Here is a 24,777-nt window from a genome sequence, read left to right as displayed (position 1 = left end):
TGATGAAAGGACCCTTTTTTTACGCCTTCAAATATGCGCGTCTTTCCGCATATTCACGGCATTGTGTACAAACCATGATCTTTTTCCTATCTTCATTCAAATAAGCCGTCACATTCTTGGATTTACGCTTACAAAAGTAACAGGTTTTTTTGAAGAACTTCACTTAACGATGACTTCGCCGTCCCATTCAAGCATTCCGCCAACCATGTTTGCCACTTTATATCCTTGTTCCTGAAGATAATGGCATACATTTTCACTGCGGCGTCCTGAACGGCAGATAAAAATATATTCTTTTTCTTTATCAAAATAGTCAAGGTTCTCCGGGATATCGTTCATGCGAATATGTTTCGCGCCTTCGATCATTCCCTCTTGCACTTCTTCGTCTTCACGAACATCGACAAGCTCCATCGCTTCGCCTGCCTCAAGCTTCGCTTCCACTTCTTCAGTTGTAATGATTTTGATTTCTTCCATAATTAGCACCTCGAATTATCGTTTGATTTATCTTTTTCATTATAACAAAATTTCCAGTTAAACATCACGTAATGGTTCCGCTGATGAAATTTAACTATCCGCCAACACTCAAATTTTTATTGCTTCTAAAGACGGTCCTGGTTAAAACGGCTCCTAACAAGGCAGCTACTATCAGAATACCGAAAAGGATCGAATAATTTCCGATGATCCCTATCAATGTAGATGAGATGATACTCCCAAAATATCGAAAGGTTGAAAAGATTCCCGATGCAGAGCCCGATGCAGATTCCTCCACCGCTTCCAGGGAAGCGACCTGCATGCTTGTAAGTCCTAAACCGATAGCCAGCCCATTCACGATAAGTGTGACGGCTAAATACAGAAGCGATTGGATCTGGATGACGAATAAGAATAATAGATTCGTTAGCGCCGTGATGGCGAATGAAAGGAATATGACCTTTTCTGATGGGTATTTCCGATTAAACTGTCCGCCTATCATATTGCTGAAAGCCATGGAAATGGAAAACAGTGATAACATGACACCGCTCATGGAAGTCGATATATCCATTTTTGTGGTCATGATCAGCGGCATGACTAGCAAAATCGCATACATCGTGAAATTATTGATCAATACAGATATATTGGCATTCACGAATATAGGACTCTTAAATAAGCTAAAATCTATAATCGGGGATGGAACGGAACGTTCTTTCCCGATGAATAATCCCATGAATAGAAGGCTACCCATGCCGATTACGATGTACATCGCCGTTGATTCTGCATGAGTCAAAGTAATCAATAAAGTGATCGTAACGGCTAAATAAATGGAACCGATAACGTCCAATGGCTGTCGGGAATGCTTTTTCTGCAGTTGAGGTAAAAGAAAAATTCCTCCAGCAAGTGCACCCAATAAAAAAGGGATATTAACCCAGAATATCGCTTGCCAACTAGATACAGCAATCAATAACGAGCCTATTAATGGTCCTACCGCCGCTCCCAGACCCATTCCCAACCCGAAAAAGCCCAATACCCCCGGCAGCCGCTCACGTGAAACGGTCTGACGGATAAGGGCAACGACGTTCGGGATCAGCAACCCGCCCCCAATGGCCTGAAGTGACCGAAATGCGACAAGCATACCGATATTTGGCGCAAGCCCGCATCCTATTGATGCAGCAAGGAATAGCAATATGCCAATTATATAGATTTTCCGATTGCCATATAAATCCCCAAGTTTACCCGCAATCGGCTGGGTAACGGCCATTACTATGAGATAGATGGTGACAACCAAAGTGACACGGTGTATATCCAAACCGTAAAAGTCAGAAATCGATCCCAGTGCTATCGAAATCATCGTTGAATTGATCGGTACTAGAAACGCCGCCATTAAAGTAAAAACAATCATCAGGAATTCTTTCTGTCTACTCATTTCTCCACCTCAATCCCTAAAACGATAAAAATCAATATCTTGAACGGATGACACTGTGTTCTGTTTTGCTCATGCATCGATAATCGTAACAGTTCCTGTATTCCCATCGACAATGACATGATCTCCATCTTTTAATCGATCCGTTCCAATTTTTGTCCCTAACACAGCCGGGATCCGATATTCCCTGGCAATGATCGCAGAATGTGACAGCATCCCGCCTGTATCGGTAATGATCGCCTTTGCATCCTGGAAAAAGGACGTCCAGACCGGTGTCGTGTTCCTGCAGACCAGAATATCCCCTTTATTAAAATTAGCAGCTTCATGCATGCCGGATATCACTTTGACCTTTCCTTCGCATACTCCTCCGGATGCGGAAATGCCTTTTATCATACTCGCCGTATTCTCCTTGTTTTCTTCCAATGAGCCAAACACCATTTCCACGAAAGCACGATCTTCATCCGTAGGTTTGCCAAAAAATGATGGGGTTTTCTTTTTCCCCTGCAGATCATATTGCCTTTTACGTTCCAATACCGTTTCCATTAAAGAGTAGGGGGCATCCAAAGCCGATATGATTTCATCTTTATATACAAACCAAATATCTTCTACATCATCCAAAACGTTCTGCTGAACTAGAAGCTCACTTACTTTCAATAAGTATAAACGTGCCTTTGCATCGAACATGGCATCAATATAAAAATGATGATCATCCGTGATTACAGCTGCGTCTAAGGCCATCTGGTAATATTTCTTAAATGCTGCCTTCTCTGCGGAATCTTCAATTCCATTTAAAAATCTTTGATATATCCGTTGTCCTGCCGCCACTGCCGCTTCGAATTCTTTATCGAAATCATACCCATTGATGATGAAATTCTTAATGATTTGCAGTACATGCTCGGGATTTTCAATCCAGGTTTCCCCAATGAAATCATGTGCCTTAAGGCATCTGTATCCGTAAACATCGGCGAAATTATCGACACGTTCCAGAAAATCCCTCCCTTTCCCAAATGCCCTCAGATCCTGTGCTACGTTTCCTTCATCCGCATCCATGATGACCTTCAGCAACTGGGATTCATTCTTCGCTTTCAAGGATAATTGCCATAGTATTCGATCAGACTCCAGTGACCTATTCATGACTCCCGCCATGGATTGGTAAAGTTCATGGGACGGTTCGGTCCCCAGCAAACTAGTAAATAGCTGTTCAAGTTTAATAGTAAGACTCGCATGCGGAAGGACAATCATGAAATGCCAATAATAGACCTCTTTGAAAAACCCTTCTAACTCTTCCAATCCTTTTGTGGCTTTAGCTGCCGTGAATTCCTTTGAAGATTCCTCATCCAAATATCGATAAATCGGCAATAAATGATCATGGATAATATCATGCATCCTGTTTGTCATCTCTGGGTACAAGTTCTCCATAAGGCTTTCATTTTCCATGAATAATTGTTTTGGGTCCGTTTTAAGGCGGATTTGCTTGCCGTAATAATACCCGTTATGGACTTTCATTTGGATATACCCCGATGGTTCCCTTAGTTCCTCTGTCGCTTTAGCCATCCCTTGATAAAATGGTTTGGTGACTATGGAAGCGAATAATGGTGAAATTTGATCAGGAAATCGTGAATCGATCAAAAACCAAAATTCTTCCTTATCTTTTCGTTCCAATATAAACTCTTTCCTCGCTTCCGGAATGTCTTCCGCGTCTTCGATCATTGTTGTAATCGGGCGAGCTTGCAAGAGATATACCTTTTGATCTTGAATTGCGAATTCCAAATCGACAGGATGCCCATAATGCTTCTCCACCTCCAATGTCCATTCAATCAATTGTGAAATCATCTCATCATTTAGGCAATATGCATCCTGTTCCTCTTTAGTGGTTTCCACTCCTAACGTGCCTATGGAGTCGGAAACGATTTTCAGTTCTTTGCTGCCCTTGATTTTCTCAATCGTTGTACCATCACGTTTAACCAAATAAGTATCGGGTGTCACAACCCCAGATACCACCGACTCCCCGAGCCCATAACTGGCATTGATCACGATACGGTCTGGATTGTATGTAACGGGGTCCTGGCTGAAAATCACTCCTGAAACATCTGCATGTATCAGACCTTGTACCACGACGCCCATTGAAATTTTTTCAACATTTCCATGAATGGTTTCGGTATATTGCTGAACTCGGTTCACGAAGCAGGAAGCCCAGCAGCCTTTTACCCTTGATAGGAATTCTTCATCCGTTTTAACATTCAGGTATGTATCATACTGACCGGCAAAGGATGCCCCTTCCAGATCTTCTGCACCCGAAGAAGAACGGACGGCCACGGATGTATACTGTTCTCGCAGCTCATGAAAAGAGCTCAACAGGATGGTTGATAAATCATCCGGGATGCTCGCTTCCATAATCTCTGCCTGGATGGTTTCACTTTGTAAATTCAGTTGATTTCTTTCCATGAAGTGCAAAAATGAATCAGTGCTAATGACAAACCCATTTGGCACGGGCATGCCCAACTTCGTCATTTTAATTAAATTTAAAGCTTTTCCGCCTACGATATCCTTGGACTCAGCAGCATTTTCAAATCGCTCTGTATACATATTATTCGATCCCCTTTCATTCAGAAGACTAAAACACACCATTTATGTGTATATTTCCCACCATTAACCATAACGGAAATCCCGCTCCATTTCATATGAAAAGGCTTACACCTTTTTTTTGACGAACACCGCCCACGCAATGGTTCTTAGGGCTTTATTGCCAATTTCTCGGTTGATCGATCGGTAAAAATGCAACATACTATTCAATTTTAATATTTAGTTACGTTAATTAAATAAATACAAATTCAGTCACAACGAATAATCCCTACTATAGTCACGATTCACGACTTGGCCTGAATGTAAAAATGCCAGCGAATCTAAAATTCGCTGGCATTTTAAGGAATGGATCATTATCAATGCTTAAATCCGAGTTGATATTGTTTAGGGATCTCCGTTTTTTTATTTAAAGCTTTAGATGCCTCCAGTGCCCAATAAGGGTTTCGAAGCATTCCTCTGCCGACAGCAACCAAATCCGCTTCTTCATTACCAATGATCGAATTTGCAAGAATCGGATCATCTAGTCGACCTACAGCAATCACCGGAATATCCAAAGCTTTTTTGATTTCCCTGGCTAACGGCGTCTGATAGCTAGCATGCGTACCCGGTCTTCCGTCCGCTCCAATCGGGCCTTCTCCCCCAGAGCTTACATGGAACATATCGACGCCTGCCTCTTTAAAGACTTGTGAAAATGCAATGCTTTCTTCAATACCATAACCGCCTTCTACGTATTCCCTTGCAGAAATGCGCATGATTAAAGGCATATCGGCAGGCATCTCGCTTTTCACGGCTTTAATGACTTCCACGCCGAATTTGGTCAGATCCCTTCCATATTCGTCATCCCGTTTATTCGTAAGCGGTGATGTGAATTGGTGGATTAAATACCCGTGTGCACCATGTAATTCAATTACGTCAAATCCCGCTTGAACAGCCCTTCTGGCCGATGCCCGGAATTTATCGACCATTTCCTTCACTTCTTCGGTTCCTAAAGCTCTTGGTGTTTTAAACGTGTCATCAAAGGCGATGGCTGATGGTGCCACCGGAGTTTCGGCATCCTCCGCTTTACGGCCTGCATGGGCAATTTGTATCCCGATTTTTGCACCGTATTGATGAACTTCCTTAACGATGTTGGAGAAAGCTTCAATTTGATCATCGGACCATAATCCAAGGTCGCGATTCGAAATGCGCCCATCAGGCTCCACATCGGTCATTTCAACTATAATTAGCCCCGTGCCGCCCACTGCCCTGCTTACATAATGCTGTTGATGCCAGTTTGTTGGTATACCATCTTCCGCTTCGACGGAGTATTGGCACATCGGAGGCATGACGATCCTATTTTTAAGTTCAAGTCCTTTTATGCGATAAGGTGAAAATAAATCATTCATAATTTTTATCTCCTTTTTTATATAATGCATGCACATGCATTTATATCATCTCAGTAATGCCGTGTCAACTAATCAGATTTCCGAAGCTTTCATTGTAAACGCCAGCGAATATTGGTCCAGCATTTCCATCCCAGCAATGTAGAGATCCAATAAAAAAAGAGAAAGACGGATATCCCGTCCCTCTCCTTCATACGTGATTAAAAGTCGAAATTATCAGGATCTGGACCAACACGGTGATTCTGATTCAATCCATCAATCCGGTTCATTTCTTCTTCCTTCAGTTCGAAATCGAATACAGATGAGTTTTCTACAATACGATGTTCTTTAGTGGATTTCGGAATCGTTACAATCCCATTTTGTAAATCCCAGCGTAATATGACTTGTGCAACAGATTTCCCGTGCTTGGTTGCAATTGCTTGTAATACGTCATTATCCAGAAGTTCACCTTGCATCAAAGGAGACCATGCTTCAAGTTGTATTCCTTGTTCCTTACAAAAGGCCAGAACTTCTTTTTGAGTTAACCGCGGATGGCATTCTACTTGATTGACCATCGGCTTAACCTCTGCATCTTCCATTAAATCTTTAAGATGGTGAATCTGGAAATTGCTCACACCGATCGCTTTCACTTTTCCTTCTTTATAAAGAGTTTCCAATGCTCTCCAAGCTTCTTTATATTTTCCTTCCACTGGCCAATGGATAAGGTATAAATCCAAGTACTCCAAGCCAAGTTTCTTTAAGCTTTTTTCGTAAGCGGCAATTGTCGATTCATATCCCAAATCTGCATTCCAGACTTTTGATGTAACGAATAAGTCTTCCCTTGAGATTCCTGCTTCTTTTAAGCCCTCACGGATCCCTTGTCCAACCCCTTCTTCATTTTCATAAATGGCAGCCGTATCGATACTGCGATACCCATGTTTAATGGCCACTTTAACTGCATTTACCAACTCCGGTCCTTCTTCCACCTTAAATACGCCCAATCCGAACCAAGGCATTTTAATGCCGTTATGCAATGTTGTTGTATCTTGTAAATTTCCCACCATTATCACTTTACCTCCAAATTTTCCCTTAATTTGTTCTCATAGATTGTAATGCACTAAAGTATCGGTATCATTACATCCCTTCAAGGAACCTTCCCCATTCGCTGAAGGGATGCAATGATACTTGGTTTTTGATACTCTAAACGCATCGCATTCTTTTTCTAACATGCATCACTATTTTAATCCTATACTGGTTTGTCCATTCCCTTGTTTCGGTCTTTACTTTCCAAGGCCCGGCTCCAGCCTGTTAAAATCACTGCTGCAAACACCATGACTCCACCTATCCACGCCGTATGGATCAGTCCGATCGAATCCGTAATCATCCCTCCTAAGTAGGCGCCAATGGCGATTCCTGCATTGAAGGCTGCAATATTGATGGCTGACGCCACGTCCACTGCACTCGGCACGAAACGCTCCGCTAACATGACGACATACACTTGAAGCCCCGGAACATTCATGAATGCAAACAACCCCATTAAAATGATCGTAATTAAACCAGCTACCTTGAATGGTGCCGTGAAAGTCAAGACCACAAGTACAATGGCCTGTATAAGAAACATATAAAATAGGGCATTAATAGGATTGCGATTGGCTAATTTCCCGCCAAGAGTATTTCCTATTGCTATAGCTACTCCATATACTAGCAAAATCAAGGCCACCGTTCCTTCTTTAAACCCTGTCACTTCCTGAAGTAATGGTGACAGGTACGTGAAGACAACGAATGTACCTCCATACCCTAACGCTGTAATGATGAATACCAGCAGCAATCTGCCATTCGTCACCAAGTTGATTTGGTCACGGAACGTGGTCCGTGCAGCTTTTCTTAAATCGGATGGAACTAAGATGCCGTTCCCTATAAAAGCAATCAAGCCGATTGCCACAATGATGATGAAAGCGAATCTCCAGCCGAATTGCTGACCGATGAAGGTTCCAAAAGGAACTCCGGTCACCGTTGCCACCGTCAGGCCTGTAAACATGATGGCGATGGCACTCGCCCGCCTGTTTTCAGGGACCAAATCTGCCGCTATCGTAGCGCCGATTGACATGAAGATACCATGTGCAAGCGCTGAAATAACACGTGCGATCAATAATACACCGACCGTAGTGGCAGATGCCGCTAATGCATTTCCGGCAATGAACACGACCATTATCCAAAGCAATAAAGTCTTTCGCGACATATTCGATGTCAGGGATGTCAGGATAGGTGCCCCGAACATGACTCCTAAGGCGTATAAGGATACCGTCAATCCCGCCGTCGTCACTGTAATGTGTAAATCTTTAGAAATGAGTGGTAATAATCCCACGCTGATGAACTCAGTTGTTCCAATCGCAAAGGCACTGATTGCTAAAGCCAGCAATGCCCATGTACTTCTATTTTTACTTGAAATCATATCCTCTTCTCCTTCTCGTCGTTTTGTACTATCATTGAAATTGCCTAAGCAACTTTTTTTAATTAATGGTACAGTGGAATTCGGTGTGCAAATGTTATTATGAGATATAATACAAATAAAAAACAGTACGTACTTTAAAGTAATATAGGCACCTTAAAGTTCCTATAAAATAAGGAGAGTATGCAAACCATGCAAAAAAAGAAGTACAATATATCAGTTGAAGCAACTCTGGAAGTGCTGGGCGGGAAGTGGAAATGCGTAATCCTCTGCCATCTGACCCACGGAAAAAAGCGGACTAGTGAATTGAAGCGCCTTATGCCAAACATTACCCAAAAAATGTTGACCCAACAATTGCGGGAGCTGGAACAGGACGGTGTCATCAATCGGATCGTTTACAACCAAGTCCCTCCAAAAGTGGAATATGAACTAAGTGAGTATGGACAAAGCCTGGAAAGCATCCTATCCGCACTGTGTACGTGGGGGGAAAATCACATAACCAGAGTGTATGGAGATAAGTTTTCCGTTCTCGAGGAAAGTGTATTGAACGATCAATTGAAGTAATTCCAAACAAAAAAGATTAGCTCGAAGTGGCTAATCTTTTTTGGTTTATAATGAATTCTCCTAAATAAATTTCACCGTCGTACCATCCGTTTTATTCCCCTCCTTCTTTTTGGCATCTTCTTTTCGGTATAATATGTAATAACACATCATTAAAATTTTTATTTTGTAAAAGAAGAAGTATAATGGTAAAACCAAGGAGTGACATATGAGGGTCTTATTAGAATTGTTACGCATCATATTCATTGTCGGGATAGCCGGAGCAATCATTTCGGCCATTGTAAACGGCATATATATAAACTTAGGAGTTAATATGAATCAGTATGGCTGGCTAGGCTCGATTGCGATCCTGATTTTATTATTCGTCTGGTATAGAAATAAACTTCAGTTCAGTGGCTGGTATTCGGGAAAAGGGAAGGAAAAGCTTCCAAAAATGGTCTCACGAATACTCATTCTGTGTTCACTGTTTTTGTTATGTGCCCCACCTGCCTTAAGTATGCTACAGCCGATCTTTCAATAATCGGGATTCTATATCCTAGATAGAGCAGGAGTGAACGATTTGCGGAAATTGTTTAATATTGTGGTCCTCATACTCCTACTCCTCAGTGGGATTTGGTATGGATATGGTAAGGATATTCAGGAGTCTGGGATCAAAGCGGGGATTGGTGCCTTTGCATCCGATGTTCGCTCCTTTATAAACGGGCCTGAGATTTCGACTGCCTTGGAAAAACTGAGTACTGGAGTAAGCAGCCTGATTGGATCGCTGACGGAAACATTGGATACCGCTTCTGAAAAAGAATCGCAGGAAACGGAAAAAGTGGAAACACCAGCACTGGAAACACCTGCTGAAGCATCATTCTCAGTCCGTAATATCGAAATGGGCGATACGAAAGATGATGTAGAAAAAATGGCTGATGAAGCTAAGCGGAATACGCGGAATGAATATGGTGTAGACTGGTTTGCCTATCACGAAAATTACCAAAACTTCTTCATGGTTGCCTACGATAAAAATAATAAAGTTGTTGGTTTATATACGAACCAAGATTTGATTTCCTCAAAGGAAGGAATAAAACGCGGCACTCCCAAAGAAACTGTGACTGGAAAATTGGGGGATCCTGTAACCAAACTGCTTAAAGGTAACGTCTATTACCAGATTCGAAGTGATAGCGGAGAATACGATATGTTTGAACTGGATAATAGCTATGTGACCATTTTTTATGACAAACATGAGAAAAATACAGTCACAGCCATCCAAATCATCGACGAAAAACTTGAAAAGCAAAAAAGCTCCTATTTTGCAGAAGCCGGCCCCGGATTAAAGAAGGGCTTTGAATATCAATTATTCGATTTGACCAATGCATCACGGATCAATCATGATCTCTCCGTGCTTACATGGGATAAACAAGTGAAGGTCACTGCACAGGATCATAGTGCAGATATGGCCGTGAATCAGTACTTCAACCATACAAATCTTGAAGGAGAATCCCCCTTCGACCGGATGGAAGATGACAAAATCAATTTTCGAATGGCGGGGGAAAATCTGGCTGCCGGTCAGAATAGCAGTATCTTTGCCCATGAAGGCCTAATGAATTCCATTGGACACAGGGAAAACAAATTACAGAAGGATTATGAATCGCTCGGTGTCGGAGTTGCCTTCGATGAGGAAAATAAACCATTTTATACGGAGAACTATTTGACGAAATAAAGCAAAAAGCTGTGCATGGGAAAACCCAGCACAGCTTTTTCATACAAAAGAGGGCATCCATTTATAAAAATGGATGCCCCTGTTTTAAATCACCAAACGAATAATCCAACGACCATGGCACTTAGTAAGGAAACAGCCATCCCGCTAAGCAGCAGCTTCCAAACATTCCTTCCGATAATGTTCGACTTCTCATCATTGAGGATGGAATTGAATGTTCCATAAATCATCCCCACTGTACTGAAGTTGGCAAATGACGTCAGATAAGTGACGGCCACAGCAACTGTATGCGGAGACAGTGTACTGACTTTATCTTTTAAATCGAGCAAGGCGACGAACTCATTTGTGGCAAGCTTGATTCCCATCAATTGAGCGACGTACATGGCATCATGTCCAGATAGTCCAAGCAGGAATGCAAATGGACTAAAAATGACAGAGAAAATCTTTTGAATCGTCAAACCATCCACAAAGAAACCGAAAATGCCGTTTACGCTCGCCGTTAACGCCACATAGCCGATAACCATTGCCATGATGACGAAGACCATTTTGGCCCCAACCAACATACTGTTGGAAATGGTGGAAAAGAAATCTTTACGTTCCTCTTTAGAAGGTACATAAACGACGTCTTCTGCTTTACTGACATCGACGGGATTCAGCATGTTGGCTATCAGCAAGGCATTTAAGCAGTTCAAAGGTATCGCTACAAAAACATAGGTTGCCGGTACCATGGACAGGTAGGCTCCAATGATTGAACCACTGATGCTGCTCATGCTCATGATTCCAAATGTCAAAAGGCGCTGATCCTTAATCGCACTCAGTTGAAGGCGGAGAACAGCAAGTGCCTCGGTATTTCCTAGGAACATCATCTGAATCGAAAAGAAACTCTCAAGTTTTGGCAAACCGGATACTTTTGAGATGAGCCACCCCACTTTATCGATGATCCAGGTAAGTATACCGAAATAAGATAAGACATCAAAAAACGTGATAATGAAGATAATTGGCATCAATGCGCTGAAAAAGAAATCCACTTGTTCATTTGCCATAAGTGAAGGAAAGACAAAAGAAATCCCTTCATTAGCACATTCAATCAACCAGGTGAAGAATGAAGCGATCAGATTGATAACCCATGCACCAATTTTAGTGGATAACATGAACCATGTGATAAGAAATTCTAGAACAAGCAAGGTAAGAATGGCTTTCCATTTAACGTTCCTTTTATTAGGTGAACATAGGTAAACGATGCCCATTACAACTAAAACACCTAGTATATTCAATAAGAAATACATGCTTTCATCCCCTTTGGGTATATTATTTCCCATTCGTTTTTTTTATATAAAAAGCCCTTACCTTTTTACACTTTCAGCCGCAGGAAGAAAGTGTGAAAAAGTAAGAGCCTTCATTGAAACATGTTATGGAGATCAAGCTTTTTTCAAGCGAACCAACATGAACCTGTTCCTCTCTTCTATTTTCATACTTCCTTGTAGTCCGGCATTACGGCTGCCAGGTAGAAACTATCAGACCATCATTACTGATATTATACAAGGATATTTTATAAATAAATTTCTCAGGAAAGATATCATTTTAAATCAGTTTATTTTTAATTACAATACGTTTCAAAGTTGTTATATTAATATAAATTTTTAGAAAACGGTTAAGAAAGTTTTCAAGGGTCCATCGTTGGATAATACGTATGAAGGAGGTGGCTTGAATATAGCCGTCCCATCTATAGAGGTCTTTAAATTAGGACTTCCCAGTCGTGATAATCCTTGTTTCAATTCATCATACTAACTATTACATCTCTTTTATAGGAAATAAGGACGCGAATTTTCTATGGATTTTTTTGTCTAGGGGAGACACGCAGGCGAAAGCGAGGAGGCTGCCCTACCGCCCGCGGAAAGCGAGTGCCTTCCGTTCCAATCAACGGCCAAATTGTACAACTCATAAAAATAGACAAACTCGATTTTCATCGAGTTTGTCTACAGTCTGAACCCGCATATGAATGTGGACATTTTACACATTTAACTTTAAGGGGATAATATGATAACCGGTGGTCTTTTTCAAGAAAACTCGCTTATTACTCCGACCAATTCAGTGTATTTAAGAACTTATACACATCCTCATACACCTGTTCACGTTCCTTACCCAATGTGATAATATGACCGGACTTTTCATACCAGATCAAGTGTTTATGCTGCGTATCAACTTCATTGTAAATCGCTGAAGCACTCTCCGTATAGTCTGGATCATCCAAGCGCCCTTGTAAAACAAGAGTTGGTGATGTGATTAAATCTAAATTTTCACCTGTCTCATTTATAATATTCAACACATCTTTTAGTTGAGGCATAGGCTCTTCTTCCAGGAGCTTCACTTCTGCAGCAATTTGGTCTGCATCTTTGCCCTCAAACTTCTTATAAGCCTGTGCATAATTGAGCAAGCGGTTCTTTTGTCGATCGATACTTTTCCCTTGTGTCGGAGCGCACATTGAAACTACCCCTGTTACTGGCAATTCAATTCCCACTTTTAATGAGAATACTCCTCCTAAAGAAATTCCTACAACTGCAATTTCCTCATAGCCTTCTTCTTTAAGGAATTTATAGCCATTAACTACATCTTCCCACCATTCCTTTGGACCAGTCTTAACGAGTTCCTCACCAGACAATCCATGCCCTCTATAAAGAGGTCCGTGGCAAGTATAGTCGAGATCATTCAAGTATTTCCCCAATTTCTTCATATCTCCTGTACTTCCGGTAAACCCGTGAAGTAAAAGGACAGCTCTTTTTCCACCTCTGTATGTGAATGACTCAGGTGCTTTCACTTTCATCTATCTAGGACCTTCTTTCTCTGCTCTTGTTGATAAATAGAATCTATATGATTTTTGAAAAAAAATCAATTAATACCCCTTGAGTAGGGATTCTTCTATCCTATTCCGTATTTTCATTAAAACAATTAAATCGTGTATATAGTATCCTTAACACACTCTTCACAACTCATCCGTTCCGAAGCACATTTTACTATGATTAAATTTATTTAGCAATCGTCATTTAACCATTTTTTTTAAGAAAAGTAAAATGCACCTTGTGATACGATGTACAACGTATTACACTTTAAAAATGAAAAGGAGGAGAATTTATTTGGATAAAGAACTAATGAAGGGAAGCATTGACCTCCTTTTGCTTTCACTCCTTTCACAAAAAAAGCTATACGGCTATGAAATCACGAAGATCTTGAAGGAAATGAGCATGGGCAAATATCAAATAAGCGAAGGCACCCTCTACTCCGCCCTTAAACGGTTAGAAAAAAAAGAATTCATAAAAGGCCATTGGAAAGAGTCAGAGTCAGGCAGCAGAAAATATTATCATGTCACCAAAAATGGACAAATCGAACTTGACCGGAAAAGAGAATGCTTTTTCTTCCTGGAAAAATTAGTTCGAAAAAGCGCAGAGCAATTCTAAACAAAATAAAAAGCTACCTGCCCCCCCTTAATGGAACGGCGCAGGTAGCTTTTTTTGCTATTTACCCATGAATTCGAACTGTTTATTCGTGATATCATACTGGGACCATGATTCAGCACGTTTACTCGCGCCTTACTTCAATCACGCAAAAAAGGACCTAATTAGGTCCTTTTTTGTCTATTCCATTATGCTTGCGATAATTGGCACAGGAGAGCTTCATACATTCCCCTTGAACATGCGGGCCATATTTTTCACGAAAGGCTTCGAGGCAATAGCATTTATCTTTCTTTTTTGAAGTTCCATCCATCGAGTGCATCCCTCCTAGCATTTAACTGGAGACTACACGTTTCTCCAATTCTACGTTGATTCGACCCAATAGTACGGCACCGATTGACTGAATGATGGTTTTAACGATGATTTGGCCGATAACCGCAGCGGGCACTGCTTCCCATGGCAATATATTGGCACCCAGTGGACTTAGGCCAATCACGACAAATATCACCGAATCGAAAAATCCTCCAACGATCCCGCTGTAAAACACCCTCCAACTCATCGGGAGCTTTAAACGGGTATATATTTCCGTATCCGCTGTTTCTGCGACCACGAACGATAATGCGGAAGCAAATACGATCAGTAACGTATCCCCTAATAAGAATGATACACACGCAGATAAAATAAGTGCAGTGACGATACATATATAGGTATTGACGCGGCCAAATTTATTCTGGACCAGGTCTCGAAAGATGAAGGTTCCCCCTATGAGCAACGTACCCATCGGAATGATGAACATGCCAAAGTGTAATGGCTCAAAAGCTGCTGTAACCACATTCGCCGTAATGATGGATACTAAATACAATATAATTCTTAACATTTCTTAATTCTCCTTATACAGAAAAAACAGTACCCTAAGAAAGAGCACTGTTCTCCTTAGTTTTTTTGAGAGGGTAGCTAGAACCTCTTCCGCCCGAGCGGATTATCATTTTCCTTATTTATCGTATCTTGAAAGCGATTGGAAATCAAGAAGTTTCAATACGGCCAAATGGTAAAGTTCCTCTATAAAAACAGTACTTAATGATATGATTTAATAATTGACAAATGAAAATCAGTAAGTTAACATCCTAATTAACCAGTGGTCAATAAATAAGGGGGTGTCAAGATGTCGCCAAGGAAATCGGCAGGTAAAGAATTGTCCCGGGACATGGTTTTGAATGAAGCTAGAAACCTTTTTGCAACGTTAGGGTATTCGAATGTCTCAATGAGGCAATTGGCTAAATCATTGGATTGCAGCCATGGAGCCCTTTATTATCATTTTAAAAATAAGGCAGAAATCTTCTATAGTTTGGTGAAAACGGATTTTTCCGTTTTAAATGCTTTCATCGATGATATCATCATGTCTGAAAATGACTCTTCTATAAAAATGGAAAAGATTTTATTGTGTTTCTTAGAGTTCGGTTTAACCCAACAGAATCATTATTCCATCATGTTTTTATCGAAGGAAAAAGAAATTCAGCAGTTACTTCAATTTGATTCTAATAAAACATATGAAAAGCTGATCCAGTCCCTGACGGACCTAACGGACAACAAACTGAATCCTGCATCCATTTGGTCGATTTTTCTTTCTCTTCATGGATTCATAACTTTTTATATTAATTCTGAACTATCTTATCAAGATGTAAAAGGTTTAGCTTATTTTCATGTTAAAAATATCATCAGAAACATCATATAATTTTTTTCAACGTCATTGACCAGTGGTCAATTAAATTTTGGGAGGTTTTAAAATGGTAAAGAAAATCCTTCATATTGAAGGACTCATGGTTCTTTTTGCGATGATTTACATCTATTCGTTGTATGAATTCAGCTGGTTGATTTTCCTTTTATTGATTTTATCCCCTGATGTTTCCATGCTGGCCTATTTGATCAATGATCGGATTGGATCAATGGTTTATAACTTATTTCATACTTATATCCTGACCATCTTCATGATTTCGCTTGCAATCCTTCTAAAGTCGGATGCATTGATGATGATCGGTTTAATTTGGTCCGCGCATATTGGAATGGATCGCTTATTCGGGTACGGCCTTAAATACACATCATCCTTTAAAGCTACACACATTCAAAAGTTGTAATAAGCTTAAAAGGCAGCGTGATTAAACATCACACTGCCTCCTTCTCCCTTTTCTTTACACGCCCCGCTTGTTACCCCATATATAGGTATGCAGCTGAGGCAGCACTTTCACATCATTCAATTCATCATCTGCTATCACTTTATCAATTAACTCTTCGTACTTCTTCAAAAGACCGCTGATCAATTGGCGATCATCCGCCGTCCTGCTGTCGTCATTCCCCACCTGCAGGTAAAAAGGAATATCCGGGTAACGCCCATGTACATGTTTGGCATATTGATAGTCTTCCTCGTTAAAGACGACGATCTTCAATGAGACATGGTTTTCAGGATTTCGATCGGCAAGGTTCGAGATGATGTCGTCGAGCACCGTAAAGTCCGTGTTCATTCCAGAGCTCGGCGGCTTAGGTGAAATAGTCAGTTCATCAATATCGGGAAACCAATCCTGCCATCGGCTCCCTTGTGTTTCGACACCTATTTTCATTTTATTCTCATGTAAGATCGCTATCAAGCCGTTTAGGTTTCTCAGCAGTGCCGGGTTTCCGCCTGATATCGTCACGAAAGAAAACCCGGAACCCCCAATTCGCTTCAGCTCAGCCCATATTTCTTCGGCAGTCATCTGGACGGTATCTTCCTTACCGGTGCCATCCCAAGTAAATGCGGAATCACACCAGGCACAGGAATAATCGCAGCCGGCCGTCCGAACGAACATGGTTTTTTGACCAATGACCATTCCCTCTCCTTGGATGGTCGGACCGAAGATTTCCATTACTGGGAGTAGTTTACTCACTTTCCATCCACTCCCGTCTGGCTTCGGCATAACTTGTCGGCGTTTCGTATAGTCGAACAAATTCGACTCTAGCACCCTCATATTCTTTTAATGAAAGGGCTTCGGCCATTTTTTCATAGATCCAGACAACCATATTTTCTGCCGTTGTATTCATGAGCGGCAGGGTTTCATTCAAATAACGATGATCCAGGTGGATTTCAATTTCATTTTTCCATATATTCTTGATGTCCCCAAAATCTATCATCAATCCCCGTGAATCTGTATACCCGCTCAATCCGAAAATAACCTTATACGTGTGACCATGCAGGTTCTTGCATTTTCCTTCATAGTCATGAAGATGGTGCGCCGCATCAAAGGTGAATTCCTTACTCACGAGAACCCTCTTGTTTGTATACTTCAATTCGCTGCGCTGAATATCTTCATCTATTTTTTGGAGTTTATCCACTATAGTAAAACCGTACATCATGAAAGCACCTTCCGTCTGCTTACATAGTCATCCAGTCCTTTTTTCCGCAGATTACATGCCGGACAACCTCCACAGCCGTCTGAGATGATTCCGTTATAGCAAGTCAGGGTCTTTTCGCGGACAAAGTCGAATGCGCCAAGCTGATCGGCAAGCTCCCATGTTTCCTCTTTATTAAGCCACATTAGCGGCGTATCAATCACGAATGATTGGTCCATAGACAAGTTCAGTGTCACATTCAACGATTTAATGAATACATCGCGGCAGTCAGGATATCCGCTGAAATCCGTTTCACAGACACCGGTGACAATATGTTTAGCGCCAATCTGACTTGCCAGCACTCCGGCAAACGAAAGGAACAGCAAATTCCTTCCTGGTACGAACGTCGACGGCAATTCCCCTTCTTCTCCGTCCGTCACTGCAATATCACTTCTCGTCAATGCATTCGGCGCCAGTTGGTTCAGCAGCGACATGTCAAGGATATGATGGTTCACGCCCAATTCCTTGGCAATGTTTTGAGCGCATTCGATTTCCAAGCTATGCCTCTGATTATAATCGAACGTCACCGCTTCCACTTCCTCAAATCTCTCCAATGCCCAGAACAGGCACGTCGTACTGTCCTGACCTCCGCTAAACACAACCACTGCCTTTTCTTTCTTCTTCATTTCTATAAAACTCCTTTTTACGGAAAAAAACAGCACCCTAAGAATAGAGCACTGTTTCTCCTTAGTTTTTTTGAGAGGGTAGCTAGAACCTCTTCCGCCTTAATGCGGAATATTATATTTTTCCAAGTCAATAGTAACTTGAAAACGATAAGAAATCAAGATGTTTATATTTGGTGAATAGTAGACCTGTTGGAAAATCCAGTTATCTTTTCAGTGCTCAAACATCCCATTTTTTAACCGATAAAAAAGAGTGAATAAAATATCGATAAAGGGGTCCATTAATTTGAAGAGCATTAAAGCAAAGGTTATGGTGGCATTTTCACTCATCATATCTTTATGCATCATCTTAGGAGCATTCAACATTTATAGCAGCAACAAGTCACTGGTATATTCCCAGGATATCATCGAAAAGGAACTTCCGCTTCTTATCCAAGACGAAAAGCTGCTATATAACCTAGCAAAAAGAACCGCATTCACCCGAGCCTATATACTATATGGTGACGAGAGTTATAAAGAAAGGTTCTTACAATATTCCGAAGAAAGCCAGGTCATCCAGGAGGAGCTCCTAGCCCTAAGCGATTCTGATAAAGCAAAGGAATTGATCGAGAAAAGCGTGGATTGGAGAACGATGATTGTAGACCGGGTATTTACACAATATGAAAATGGAAATGAAGAACGCGCTAAAGAGATACTCAAAAATGAAGTGGCGCCAATCAGCAATGAAGTGATGGAGGGTTTCAAGGAGCTTGCTTCGGAACGCGAGGAATTAATTGTCGCTTCAGGTGAAACCGTCATCGCAAGCGGGAAATCGGTTAGGACGACAAGTATCATCATATCCATTGCGGCAGTCCTAATCGGCCTTCTGCTGGCGCTTGTTACCGCCAACCTCATTACCACTCCCCTCATTAAAATTAGGGACAGGATGAAAATGGTGGCTGACGGAGAGCTGAATCATGAGCCCCTGGAGCAAAAGTCATATGATGAACTGGGCGAATTAACGGTATCCGCCAACCAAATGCAGAAAAACCTTCGTGATACGATCGAAAAAATGCTCGTTGTATCGCAATCCGTTTTCAATCAAAGCGAGGATCTTACCCAATCAGCAAACGAATTGCAGCAGGGCAGCAAACAAATAGCGACTACGATGAATGAACTTTCGGAAGGTTCGGAATCACAAGCCAACCGGGCAGCTGATATGGTTCGCATAATGGATGATTTCACCGGCAGGATCGAGCTGGCCCACATAGAAGGAGTGGATGCAGCTAAAAGTTCAACCGAAATCCTTTCCTTGACCAAGGAGGGCAACACTTTAATGCGTAATTCGGTCCAACAGATGCAACGTATTGATGGGATTGTCAAAAATGCCGTAGAGCAAGTGAAAGGGCTCGATTCTCAATCACAGCAAATTTCGCAGCTTGTGCAGGTCATCAAGGATATATCCAATCAAACCAATCTATTGGCGCTGAATGCAGCCATAGAAGCTGCCCGTGCTGGTGAACATGGCAAGGGCTTTGCCGTCGTCGCCGATGAAGTGCGGAAACTCGCTGAAGAGGTTACACACTCCGTTGGGGATATCACCCATATTGTCTCCGCCATTCAAACAGGTTCAAAAACAGTCGCCCATTCCCTGGAAGATGGTTATTCACAAGTGGATGAAGGCACAAAACAGATCATGCTCACAGGCCGGACCTTTGAAACAATCAATCACTCTGTCGGGAATATGGAAATGAAAATACAGCATATTACAGAAGAATTAACCTATATTTCTACAAATAGCAAGAAAATCAATCAGGCCATCGAAGATATCTCAGCCTTTTCTGAAGAGTCCGCGGCAGGAATCGAACAAGTCTCCGCCTCCGCTCAGCAATCCAGCTCTTCAATGGATGAAATCACGAATCATGCCAGTGAACTTGCATCTTCGGCAGAACTGCTGACTGAACAGGTTAAGAAGTTCCAATTATGACACTAGCAATTTCCCGTCACATGAATGCGGGAAATTGCTTTTTTCTCCCATTATGAGGGTTGTTTCATTTTCGTATATCTGGGGAATAAGTATCTATACACAATAATAATCCATTAAAAAAGCAAATCTATCAAAAGTGGCTGGAAGTGAATATTTTCCTTTATTTTCAGAATATTTAGTGTATAATATATAATAATTAAAGGAATATTTTAACTTAAATAACCATTACTTCCAACACCTGCTACTGCTGCAAATCCCGACATTTCCTTTCAACACCATGCACGGGCACTTATACTCAGTAAGGATCCATTGCATGCTTTCTCTCGAATCAATCCGTTCACAACTTTACTCTCACAAAAACACGATTTCCTTTCCAAATCTGTAAAAAAGGTTAGATTTCACTTATGATATGTTACTATTAAACTAAGACCTTTTAACCCCATAAGGAGGAATTCATATGAAACGTTTTTTCAAATTCATAAAAGATTTTAACGAAAGAAAGACAATGGAACGGGAAACCGAAGAATTCTTTCGCGAAGAATACGAGAATTATATGAAGATGAATCCTCACAATCAAGGAACAAGAAGGAAATCATCTCCTAGACTTTATGTGATTGATGGCGGTAAAAAGGGCTCCAACATTGAGATTTCTGACAGAAAGAAATCCAGTTAACTTGAATTCTTAGGCTCTGAATGCAAGATCGACAAACGTTAAATCTCCATGATAAACGGAGGTTCATGACCATTCCATTCATTACAATATATAAACGGAAAGCTCAGATATGCATCTGAGCTTTCCGTTTGTCGACAAGAGAGCGGTCGTAATGTGGACATAAAACAACTGGAACGTTGATTGGGACTAGGGTGTTAGAGACGGCTCACCCCGAACCATGATTTTAAAACAAGACTAGATTATACTTCATGGTTTTTTTGTTTTATGGAACCCTCTCTGGAGTGAAGAAATTTGCGACACTCCTGCCGAATAACTGGCTAGCCGAGAACCACAGACGCTTGCTTTGATGCGGCTTGGCAGACAGTCGGAGGAAAGGGAGCGGATTACTGAAATCAACTGAAATGTTTTTTAAAGAGAAACACTGTAGAAAACTCGCTTTCTTCGAATTTATCTACAGTCCGAAAGCTCAGATAAGCTTCTGAGCTTTTTTTATTTTTCATTCTTTTATAAACACTATATTTATAGAAGAAACTAGGTATTTTTTTAAAAAAATGGATTAACTTTAGTTTATTTCATGTTTCAGGTAAAAGATCAATTATAGGCCTATGGGTATTCCCTAAGGGAAAAACCGGAAAATATCCAAAAAAAGAGATGTGTTCTTTTACTCATCTTTATCCATATTCAAAAGAGTCTAACTAATTGAGTCGATAGTTCCACTATCTAACATTGAATGACAAATGCATAAAAATTGTTACGTTTATGTCAAACAATGGGTATAAACGATTAATAAATTGTAATAAAACCCACTTTTAAAAAATAATTATTATTCAAATATAGCCATAATGAATCAGGTTCAAATACTCATAAAACTACTTTTATACTGACCAAAATGGGACTTTATTAAACTTTCCATAATTTAGTGTAAATAAACCGAGCATTCCCTCGGTTTTCAGCCGTACCTTTGTACTCATAAAACAATTTATCCCATTAGATACTATTACACTCCTATATACATTTATTTGAAAAAGCTGATAATAACTATATTGAGATAGAATAATTGGCTCTTGCCTATTAAGTTTAAAATCATGTAGTGTGTATTCAGTAAATCAAATAATTAAAAAAAAGAGAGGTTAAAAAATGGCACCAATATTTATTTGTGCGATCTTTTTACTTGGCTATGGCATTTTTGAACAAAAACGCCATCAGAAGCGTCTCGACTCCATCCCGGTACGTGTGAATGTGAATGGGATTCGAGGGAAATCGACTGTAACGCGACTGATTACAGGTGTGATCCAGGAAGCTAAGTACAAAACAGTAGGTAAAACAACCGGAACATCGGCAAGAATGATCTATTGGTTTACCGACAATGAAAAACCGATTGTACGCCGCCCGGAAGGACCCAACATAGGAGAACAACGGCGTGTAGTTAAAGAAGTTGCCGATTTAGGCACAGAAGCACTGGTTTGTGAGTGCATGGCCGTACAGCCTGACTATCAACTAATCTTCCAAAACAAAATGATCCAAGCAAACATTGGGGTCATCGTGAATGTATTAGAAGACCATATGGATGTCATGGGACCGACTTTGGATGAAGTTGCTGAAGCTTTCACTGCTACCATTCCCTATAATGGTCATTTAATAACCATCGAAAGTGAATATTTGGACTTTTTCAAACAAATTGCCAAAGAACGTAACACAAAAGTGATTGTTGCTGACAATTCCAGAATTTCAGAAGAATTCCTACGCGAATTCGACTATATGGTATTTCCAGATAATGCATCACTGGCCTTGGCCGTTGCGGAAGCTTTAGGCATTGATGAAAAAACTGCTTTTCGCGGCATGTTGAATGCACATCCCGATCCAGGTGCCATGCGGATAACCAAATTCGGAGATCCTATCCAGCCAACTTTCTTTGTCAATGGCTTCGCTGCAAATGACGCGTCATCGACACTGAACATCTGGGAACGTGTCAATACGTTCGGATACAGCACAGAACCTCCAATCGTCATCATGAACTGCCGTCCCGACCGTGTGGACCGTACCGAGCAGTTTGCTAGAGATGTATTGCCTTACATAAAATCTGAAATCGTCATTTCCATAGGTGAAACCACATCACCGATCACTCGGGCATTCGAGCAAGGTCAATTGGATACAAAAGAATATTGGGATTTAGAAAATTGGTCAACTGAAGAAATCGTGGCCCGCCTCCGCCCATTGATGAAAAATCGCATCGTCTACGGTGTCGGGAATATTCATGGTGCAGCGGAACCATTAATTGAAGCATTCATGAAATCTAAAACGAAGCAAAAAGCGAGTTAAGTAGGAGGAACTTTAATGTTTGGATCGGATTTATATGTAGCCCTAGTACTAGGAGTTACGCTTAGTCTTATATTTTCAGAAAAAACGGGTGTCGTACCCGCAGGACTTATCGTGCCAGGTTATTTGGCATTAGTATTTGACCAATGGGAAATCATGCTGACCATCCTGATCATTAGTGTCGTGACTTATTTGATTGTCGCTCACGGCCTATCAAGATGGGTAATTTTATATGGAAGAAGAAAATTCGCAGCCATGATGGTGACCGGGATTTGCTTGAAACTCCTTTTGGACTTAGTCTACCCCGTCATGCCATTTGAAATATTCGAGTTTCGGGGAATCGGTATAATCGTACCTGGATTGATAGCGAATACCATACAAAGACAAGGAATGCCATTGACACTTGGCAGCACGCTTTTATTATCCGGCTTAACGTTCGGTTTAATGAACGTGTACTACCTATTCTGAGGTGCAAAAAATGAAACGGACTTTAAATGCAAAAGAAAAAACACTTATCTTTATTAAACGCACGAAGAAAAAGAATCTTAAATACACTGGAATCATACTACCTATATTACTAATCGCTTTAGTCATTACCAGTTGGATGGGACGGGCTGAGGAAGTGAAAACAACCCCATCCAAATCCGATCAACCATTGACGATGACAATGGTCGGTGATGTGATGATGGGACGTTTCGTAGAAGAAGTGACGGAAAAGCACGGGTATGAATACCTCTTCCGGTATATGAAGCCCTATTTTGCCAATTCGGATTATGTCAGTGGGAATTATGAACATACCGCTTTGAAAGAAGAGGTATCTAACTACAAGGCAGCAGATACGCCCATCCGGTTAAACTCCAATACTAGTGGTGTGGAAGCCGTTAAAGATGCTGGCTTCTCTGTGATGTCTTTAGCCAATAACCATATGATGGACTATGAAGAACAAGGACTTCTTGACACGATTGATGAATTCAAAAGTGCGGATATGCACTATGTCGGTGTTGGATCGAACACCCCGGAAGCTAAAAATAGCATCGACTATGCGGATGTAAATGGCGTACGTGTCGCAACACTTGGCTTCACAGATGTTTATGGGAAAGATGCTGTGTCAAAGAATAATAAAGCCGGACTATTGAACTCCAACCCTGATTTATTATTTGAAATGATCGGCAAAGCAAGAGATGCAAAACAAGGCAATGCAGACTTGGTTGTTGTGAATATGCACTGGGGACAAGAGTATTCCACATCTACAACTGCCCGTCAAAAAGACTTGGCTAAAGCTATCATTGATGCGGGGGCTGACATCATCATCGGCCATCACCCCCATGTGCTTCAATCGTTTGATGTGTATAAAGATGGAATCATTTTCTATAGCTTAGGAAATTTCATATTCGATCAAGGCTGGACACGCACAAAGGATTCAGCCATGGTTCAATATCATTTAGCGGCTGACGGCAAAGCTACAATCGATGTCGTTCCACTGCAAATTGAAGAAGCCACACCAAGGCCAGCTACTTCTTCAATTGACAAATCACGTGTTTACCGTCAGTTGACGAAGGAAACGAGTGAAAAAGCCCAATGGTCGAAAAAAGAGGATCGCATCGAGATTACCTTGGATCACAAGAAGATAATCGACCATAAGGCACAACGTGAGCAAGAAGAAAAAGCAGCGAAAGAAGCAATGGAAAAAAAAGCTGCACAAAAGAAAAAAGCTGAACAAGCTAAACAGCAGGACATGCAACTGCTTCAGTAAGGAACGCTTTGTACTACTAGGTGAAGATAAAAG

24 protein-coding genes, 1 pseudogene and 3 riboswitches are annotated in these 24,777 nt (G+C 41.0%); of the genes and pseudogenes, 12 read left to right on the top strand and 13 right to left on the bottom strand.

Going from position 1 to position 24,777, the window contains the following annotated elements:
• Positions 1-159: 159 nt before the first annotated feature.
• From IOC57_RS20975 to IOC57_RS20950, 6 genes are all read right to left on the bottom strand, one after another.
• Complete coding sequence (locus IOC57_RS20975) at positions 160-471, bottom strand: rhodanese-like domain-containing protein (protein WP_148357489.1); 312 nt, start codon at positions 469-471, stop codon at positions 160-162.
• A 94-nt stretch (positions 472-565) separates the two neighbouring features.
• Complete coding sequence (locus IOC57_RS20970) at positions 566-1,894, bottom strand: MFS transporter (RefSeq protein ID WP_207440518.1); 1,329 nt, start codon at positions 1,892-1,894, stop codon at positions 566-568.
• Between the two features lie 69 nt (positions 1,895-1,963).
• On the bottom strand, positions 1,964-4,477 hold the full coding sequence (locus IOC57_RS20965; protein WP_207440517.1) for a PEP/pyruvate-binding domain-containing protein: 2,514 nt from the start codon (positions 4,475-4,477) through the stop codon (positions 1,964-1,966).
• Positions 4,478-4,830: 353 nt separating this feature from the next.
• On the bottom strand, positions 4,831-5,859 hold the full coding sequence (locus IOC57_RS20960) for an NADH:flavin oxidoreductase/NADH oxidase (protein ID WP_207440516.1): 1,029 nt from the start codon (positions 5,857-5,859) through the stop codon (positions 4,831-4,833).
• A gap of 197 nt (positions 5,860-6,056) precedes the next feature.
• Positions 6,057-6,899 carry an aldo/keto reductase gene (locus IOC57_RS20955; protein ID WP_207440515.1) on the bottom strand — a complete coding sequence of 281 codons (843 nt, stop codon included), beginning with the start codon at positions 6,897-6,899 and terminating at the stop codon, positions 6,057-6,059.
• Positions 6,900-7,081: 182 nt separating this feature from the next.
• On the bottom strand, positions 7,082-8,287 hold the full coding sequence (locus IOC57_RS20950; RefSeq protein ID WP_207440514.1) for an MFS transporter: 1,206 nt from the start codon (positions 8,285-8,287) through the stop codon (positions 7,082-7,084).
• A gap of 189 nt (positions 8,288-8,476) precedes the next feature.
• On the opposite strand from IOC57_RS20950, the gene IOC57_RS20945 reads away from it, so the two are divergent.
• The 3 genes from IOC57_RS20945 to IOC57_RS20935 all read left to right on the top strand — a co-directional run bounded on the left by IOC57_RS20945 (position 8,477) and on the right by IOC57_RS20935 (position 10,550).
• On the top strand, positions 8,477-8,848 hold the full coding sequence (locus IOC57_RS20945; protein ID WP_063232600.1) for a winged helix-turn-helix transcriptional regulator: 372 nt from the start codon (positions 8,477-8,479) through the stop codon (positions 8,846-8,848).
• Positions 8,849-9,053: 205 nt separating this feature from the next.
• Positions 9,054-9,365, top strand: a complete 312-nt coding sequence (locus IOC57_RS20940) for a hypothetical protein (protein WP_207440513.1) — start codon at positions 9,054-9,056, stop codon at positions 9,363-9,365.
• Between the two features lie 39 nt (positions 9,366-9,404).
• Positions 9,405-10,550, top strand: a complete 1,146-nt coding sequence (locus tag IOC57_RS20935; RefSeq protein ID WP_207440512.1) for a CAP domain-containing protein — start codon at positions 9,405-9,407, stop codon at positions 10,548-10,550.
• Positions 10,551-10,639: 89 nt separating this feature from the next.
• Here the strand turns inward: IOC57_RS20935 and IOC57_RS20930 are convergent, their stop codons facing one another.
• Positions 10,640-11,833 carry a NupC/NupG family nucleoside CNT transporter gene (locus IOC57_RS20930; RefSeq protein ID WP_207440511.1) on the bottom strand — a complete coding sequence of 398 codons (1,194 nt, stop codon included), beginning with the start codon at positions 11,831-11,833 and terminating at the stop codon, positions 10,640-10,642.
• 175 nt (positions 11,834-12,008) lie between these two features.
• Positions 12,009-12,109: riboswitch (purine riboswitch) on the bottom strand.
• A 512-nt stretch (positions 12,110-12,621) separates the two neighbouring features.
• Positions 12,622-13,368, bottom strand: a complete 747-nt coding sequence (locus tag IOC57_RS20925; protein WP_063232595.1) for an alpha/beta hydrolase — start codon at positions 13,366-13,368, stop codon at positions 12,622-12,624.
• A gap of 310 nt (positions 13,369-13,678) precedes the next feature.
• Here IOC57_RS20925 and IOC57_RS20920 point away from each other — a divergent pair, with 310 nt between their 5' ends.
• Positions 13,679-13,999, top strand: coding sequence for a PadR family transcriptional regulator (locus IOC57_RS20920; protein WP_207440510.1), 321 nt, complete (start codon positions 13,679-13,681; stop codon positions 13,997-13,999).
• Positions 14,000-14,156: 157 nt separating this feature from the next.
• Here IOC57_RS20920 and IOC57_RS20915 read toward each other — a convergent pair whose 3' ends face one another.
• Both IOC57_RS20915 and IOC57_RS20910 read right to left on the bottom strand, forming a co-directional pair.
• Entirely contained in the window at positions 14,157-14,306 is a 150-nt protein-coding gene (locus IOC57_RS20915) for a hypothetical protein (protein ID WP_207440509.1), read from the bottom strand.
• Between the two features lie 21 nt (positions 14,307-14,327).
• Positions 14,328-14,870 carry a VUT family protein gene (locus tag IOC57_RS20910; protein WP_207440508.1) on the bottom strand — a complete coding sequence of 181 codons (543 nt, stop codon included), beginning with the start codon at positions 14,868-14,870 and terminating at the stop codon, positions 14,328-14,330.
• Positions 14,871-14,920: 50 nt separating this feature from the next.
• A riboswitch (PreQ1 riboswitch) is annotated at positions 14,921-14,963 on the bottom strand.
• 192 nt (positions 14,964-15,155) lie between these two features.
• On the opposite strand from IOC57_RS20910, the gene IOC57_RS20905 reads away from it, so the two are divergent.
• Together IOC57_RS20905 and IOC57_RS20900 are read left to right on the top strand one after the other, a co-directional pair.
• Positions 15,156-15,725 carry a TetR/AcrR family transcriptional regulator gene (locus IOC57_RS20905; protein WP_207440507.1) on the top strand — a complete coding sequence of 190 codons (570 nt, stop codon included), beginning with the start codon at positions 15,156-15,158 and terminating at the stop codon, positions 15,723-15,725.
• 52 nt (positions 15,726-15,777) lie between these two features.
• Positions 15,778-16,125 (top strand): DUF4260 domain-containing protein, encoded by a 348-nt coding sequence (locus IOC57_RS20900; protein WP_207440506.1) that lies wholly within the window; start codon positions 15,778-15,780, stop codon positions 16,123-16,125.
• 54 nt (positions 16,126-16,179) lie between these two features.
• Here IOC57_RS20900 and queE read toward each other — a convergent pair whose 3' ends face one another.
• The 3 genes from queE to queC are packed head-to-tail and all read right to left on the bottom strand — an operon-like array spanning position 16,180 to position 18,039.
• Entirely contained in the window at positions 16,180-16,911 is a 732-nt protein-coding gene (queE, locus tag IOC57_RS20895) for a 7-carboxy-7-deazaguanine synthase QueE (protein WP_207440505.1), read from the bottom strand.
• Positions 16,904-17,374, bottom strand: a complete 471-nt coding sequence (gene queD / locus IOC57_RS20890; RefSeq protein ID WP_207440504.1) for a 6-carboxytetrahydropterin synthase QueD — start codon at positions 17,372-17,374, stop codon at positions 16,904-16,906. Before queD ends, queE begins: the two co-directional genes overlap by 8 nt.
• Positions 17,374-18,039, bottom strand: coding sequence for a 7-cyano-7-deazaguanine synthase QueC (gene queC, locus IOC57_RS20885; RefSeq protein ID WP_207440503.1), 666 nt, complete (start codon positions 18,037-18,039; stop codon positions 17,374-17,376). The genes queD and queC overlap by 1 nt, the downstream gene beginning before the upstream one ends.
• Positions 18,040-18,094: 55 nt before the next feature.
• Positions 18,095-18,137: riboswitch (PreQ1 riboswitch) on the bottom strand.
• A gap of 209 nt (positions 18,138-18,346) precedes the next feature.
• Between queC and IOC57_RS26625 the strand changes: the two are divergent.
• The 6 genes and pseudogenes from IOC57_RS26625 to IOC57_RS20860 all read left to right on the top strand — a co-directional run.
• Positions 18,347-19,063 (top strand): annotated as a pseudogene (locus IOC57_RS26625) (HAMP domain-containing protein); the annotation flags it as partial.
• Entirely contained in the window at positions 19,055-20,002 is a 948-nt protein-coding gene (locus IOC57_RS26620) for a methyl-accepting chemotaxis protein (RefSeq protein ID WP_396020872.1), read from the top strand. The pseudogene IOC57_RS26625 and the gene IOC57_RS26620, both read left to right, overlap by 9 nt.
• Before the next feature lie 457 nt (positions 20,003-20,459).
• Positions 20,460-20,675 carry a hypothetical protein gene (locus IOC57_RS20875; RefSeq protein WP_207440501.1) on the top strand — a complete coding sequence of 72 codons (216 nt, stop codon included), beginning with the start codon at positions 20,460-20,462 and terminating at the stop codon, positions 20,673-20,675.
• A 1,137-nt stretch (positions 20,676-21,812) separates the two neighbouring features.
• Complete coding sequence (pgsB, locus tag IOC57_RS20870) at positions 21,813-22,994, top strand: poly-gamma-glutamate synthase PgsB (protein ID WP_207440500.1); 1,182 nt, start codon at positions 21,813-21,815, stop codon at positions 22,992-22,994.
• 15 nt (positions 22,995-23,009) lie between these two features.
• Complete coding sequence (pgsC, locus tag IOC57_RS20865; RefSeq protein WP_207440499.1) at positions 23,010-23,459, top strand: poly-gamma-glutamate biosynthesis protein PgsC; 450 nt, start codon at positions 23,010-23,012, stop codon at positions 23,457-23,459.
• 10 nt (positions 23,460-23,469) lie between these two features.
• Positions 23,470-24,744 carry a CapA family protein gene (locus tag IOC57_RS20860; protein WP_207440498.1) on the top strand — a complete coding sequence of 425 codons (1,275 nt, stop codon included), beginning with the start codon at positions 23,470-23,472 and terminating at the stop codon, positions 24,742-24,744.
• The last annotated feature ends 33 nt before the right edge of the window (positions 24,745-24,777 follow it).

The organism is Bacillus sp. SD075 (assembly GCF_017355165.1).
Lineage (GTDB): Bacteria > Bacillota > Bacilli > Bacillales > DSM-1321 > Peribacillus.
This window is presented reverse-complemented; position numbering and strand designations above follow the sequence as displayed.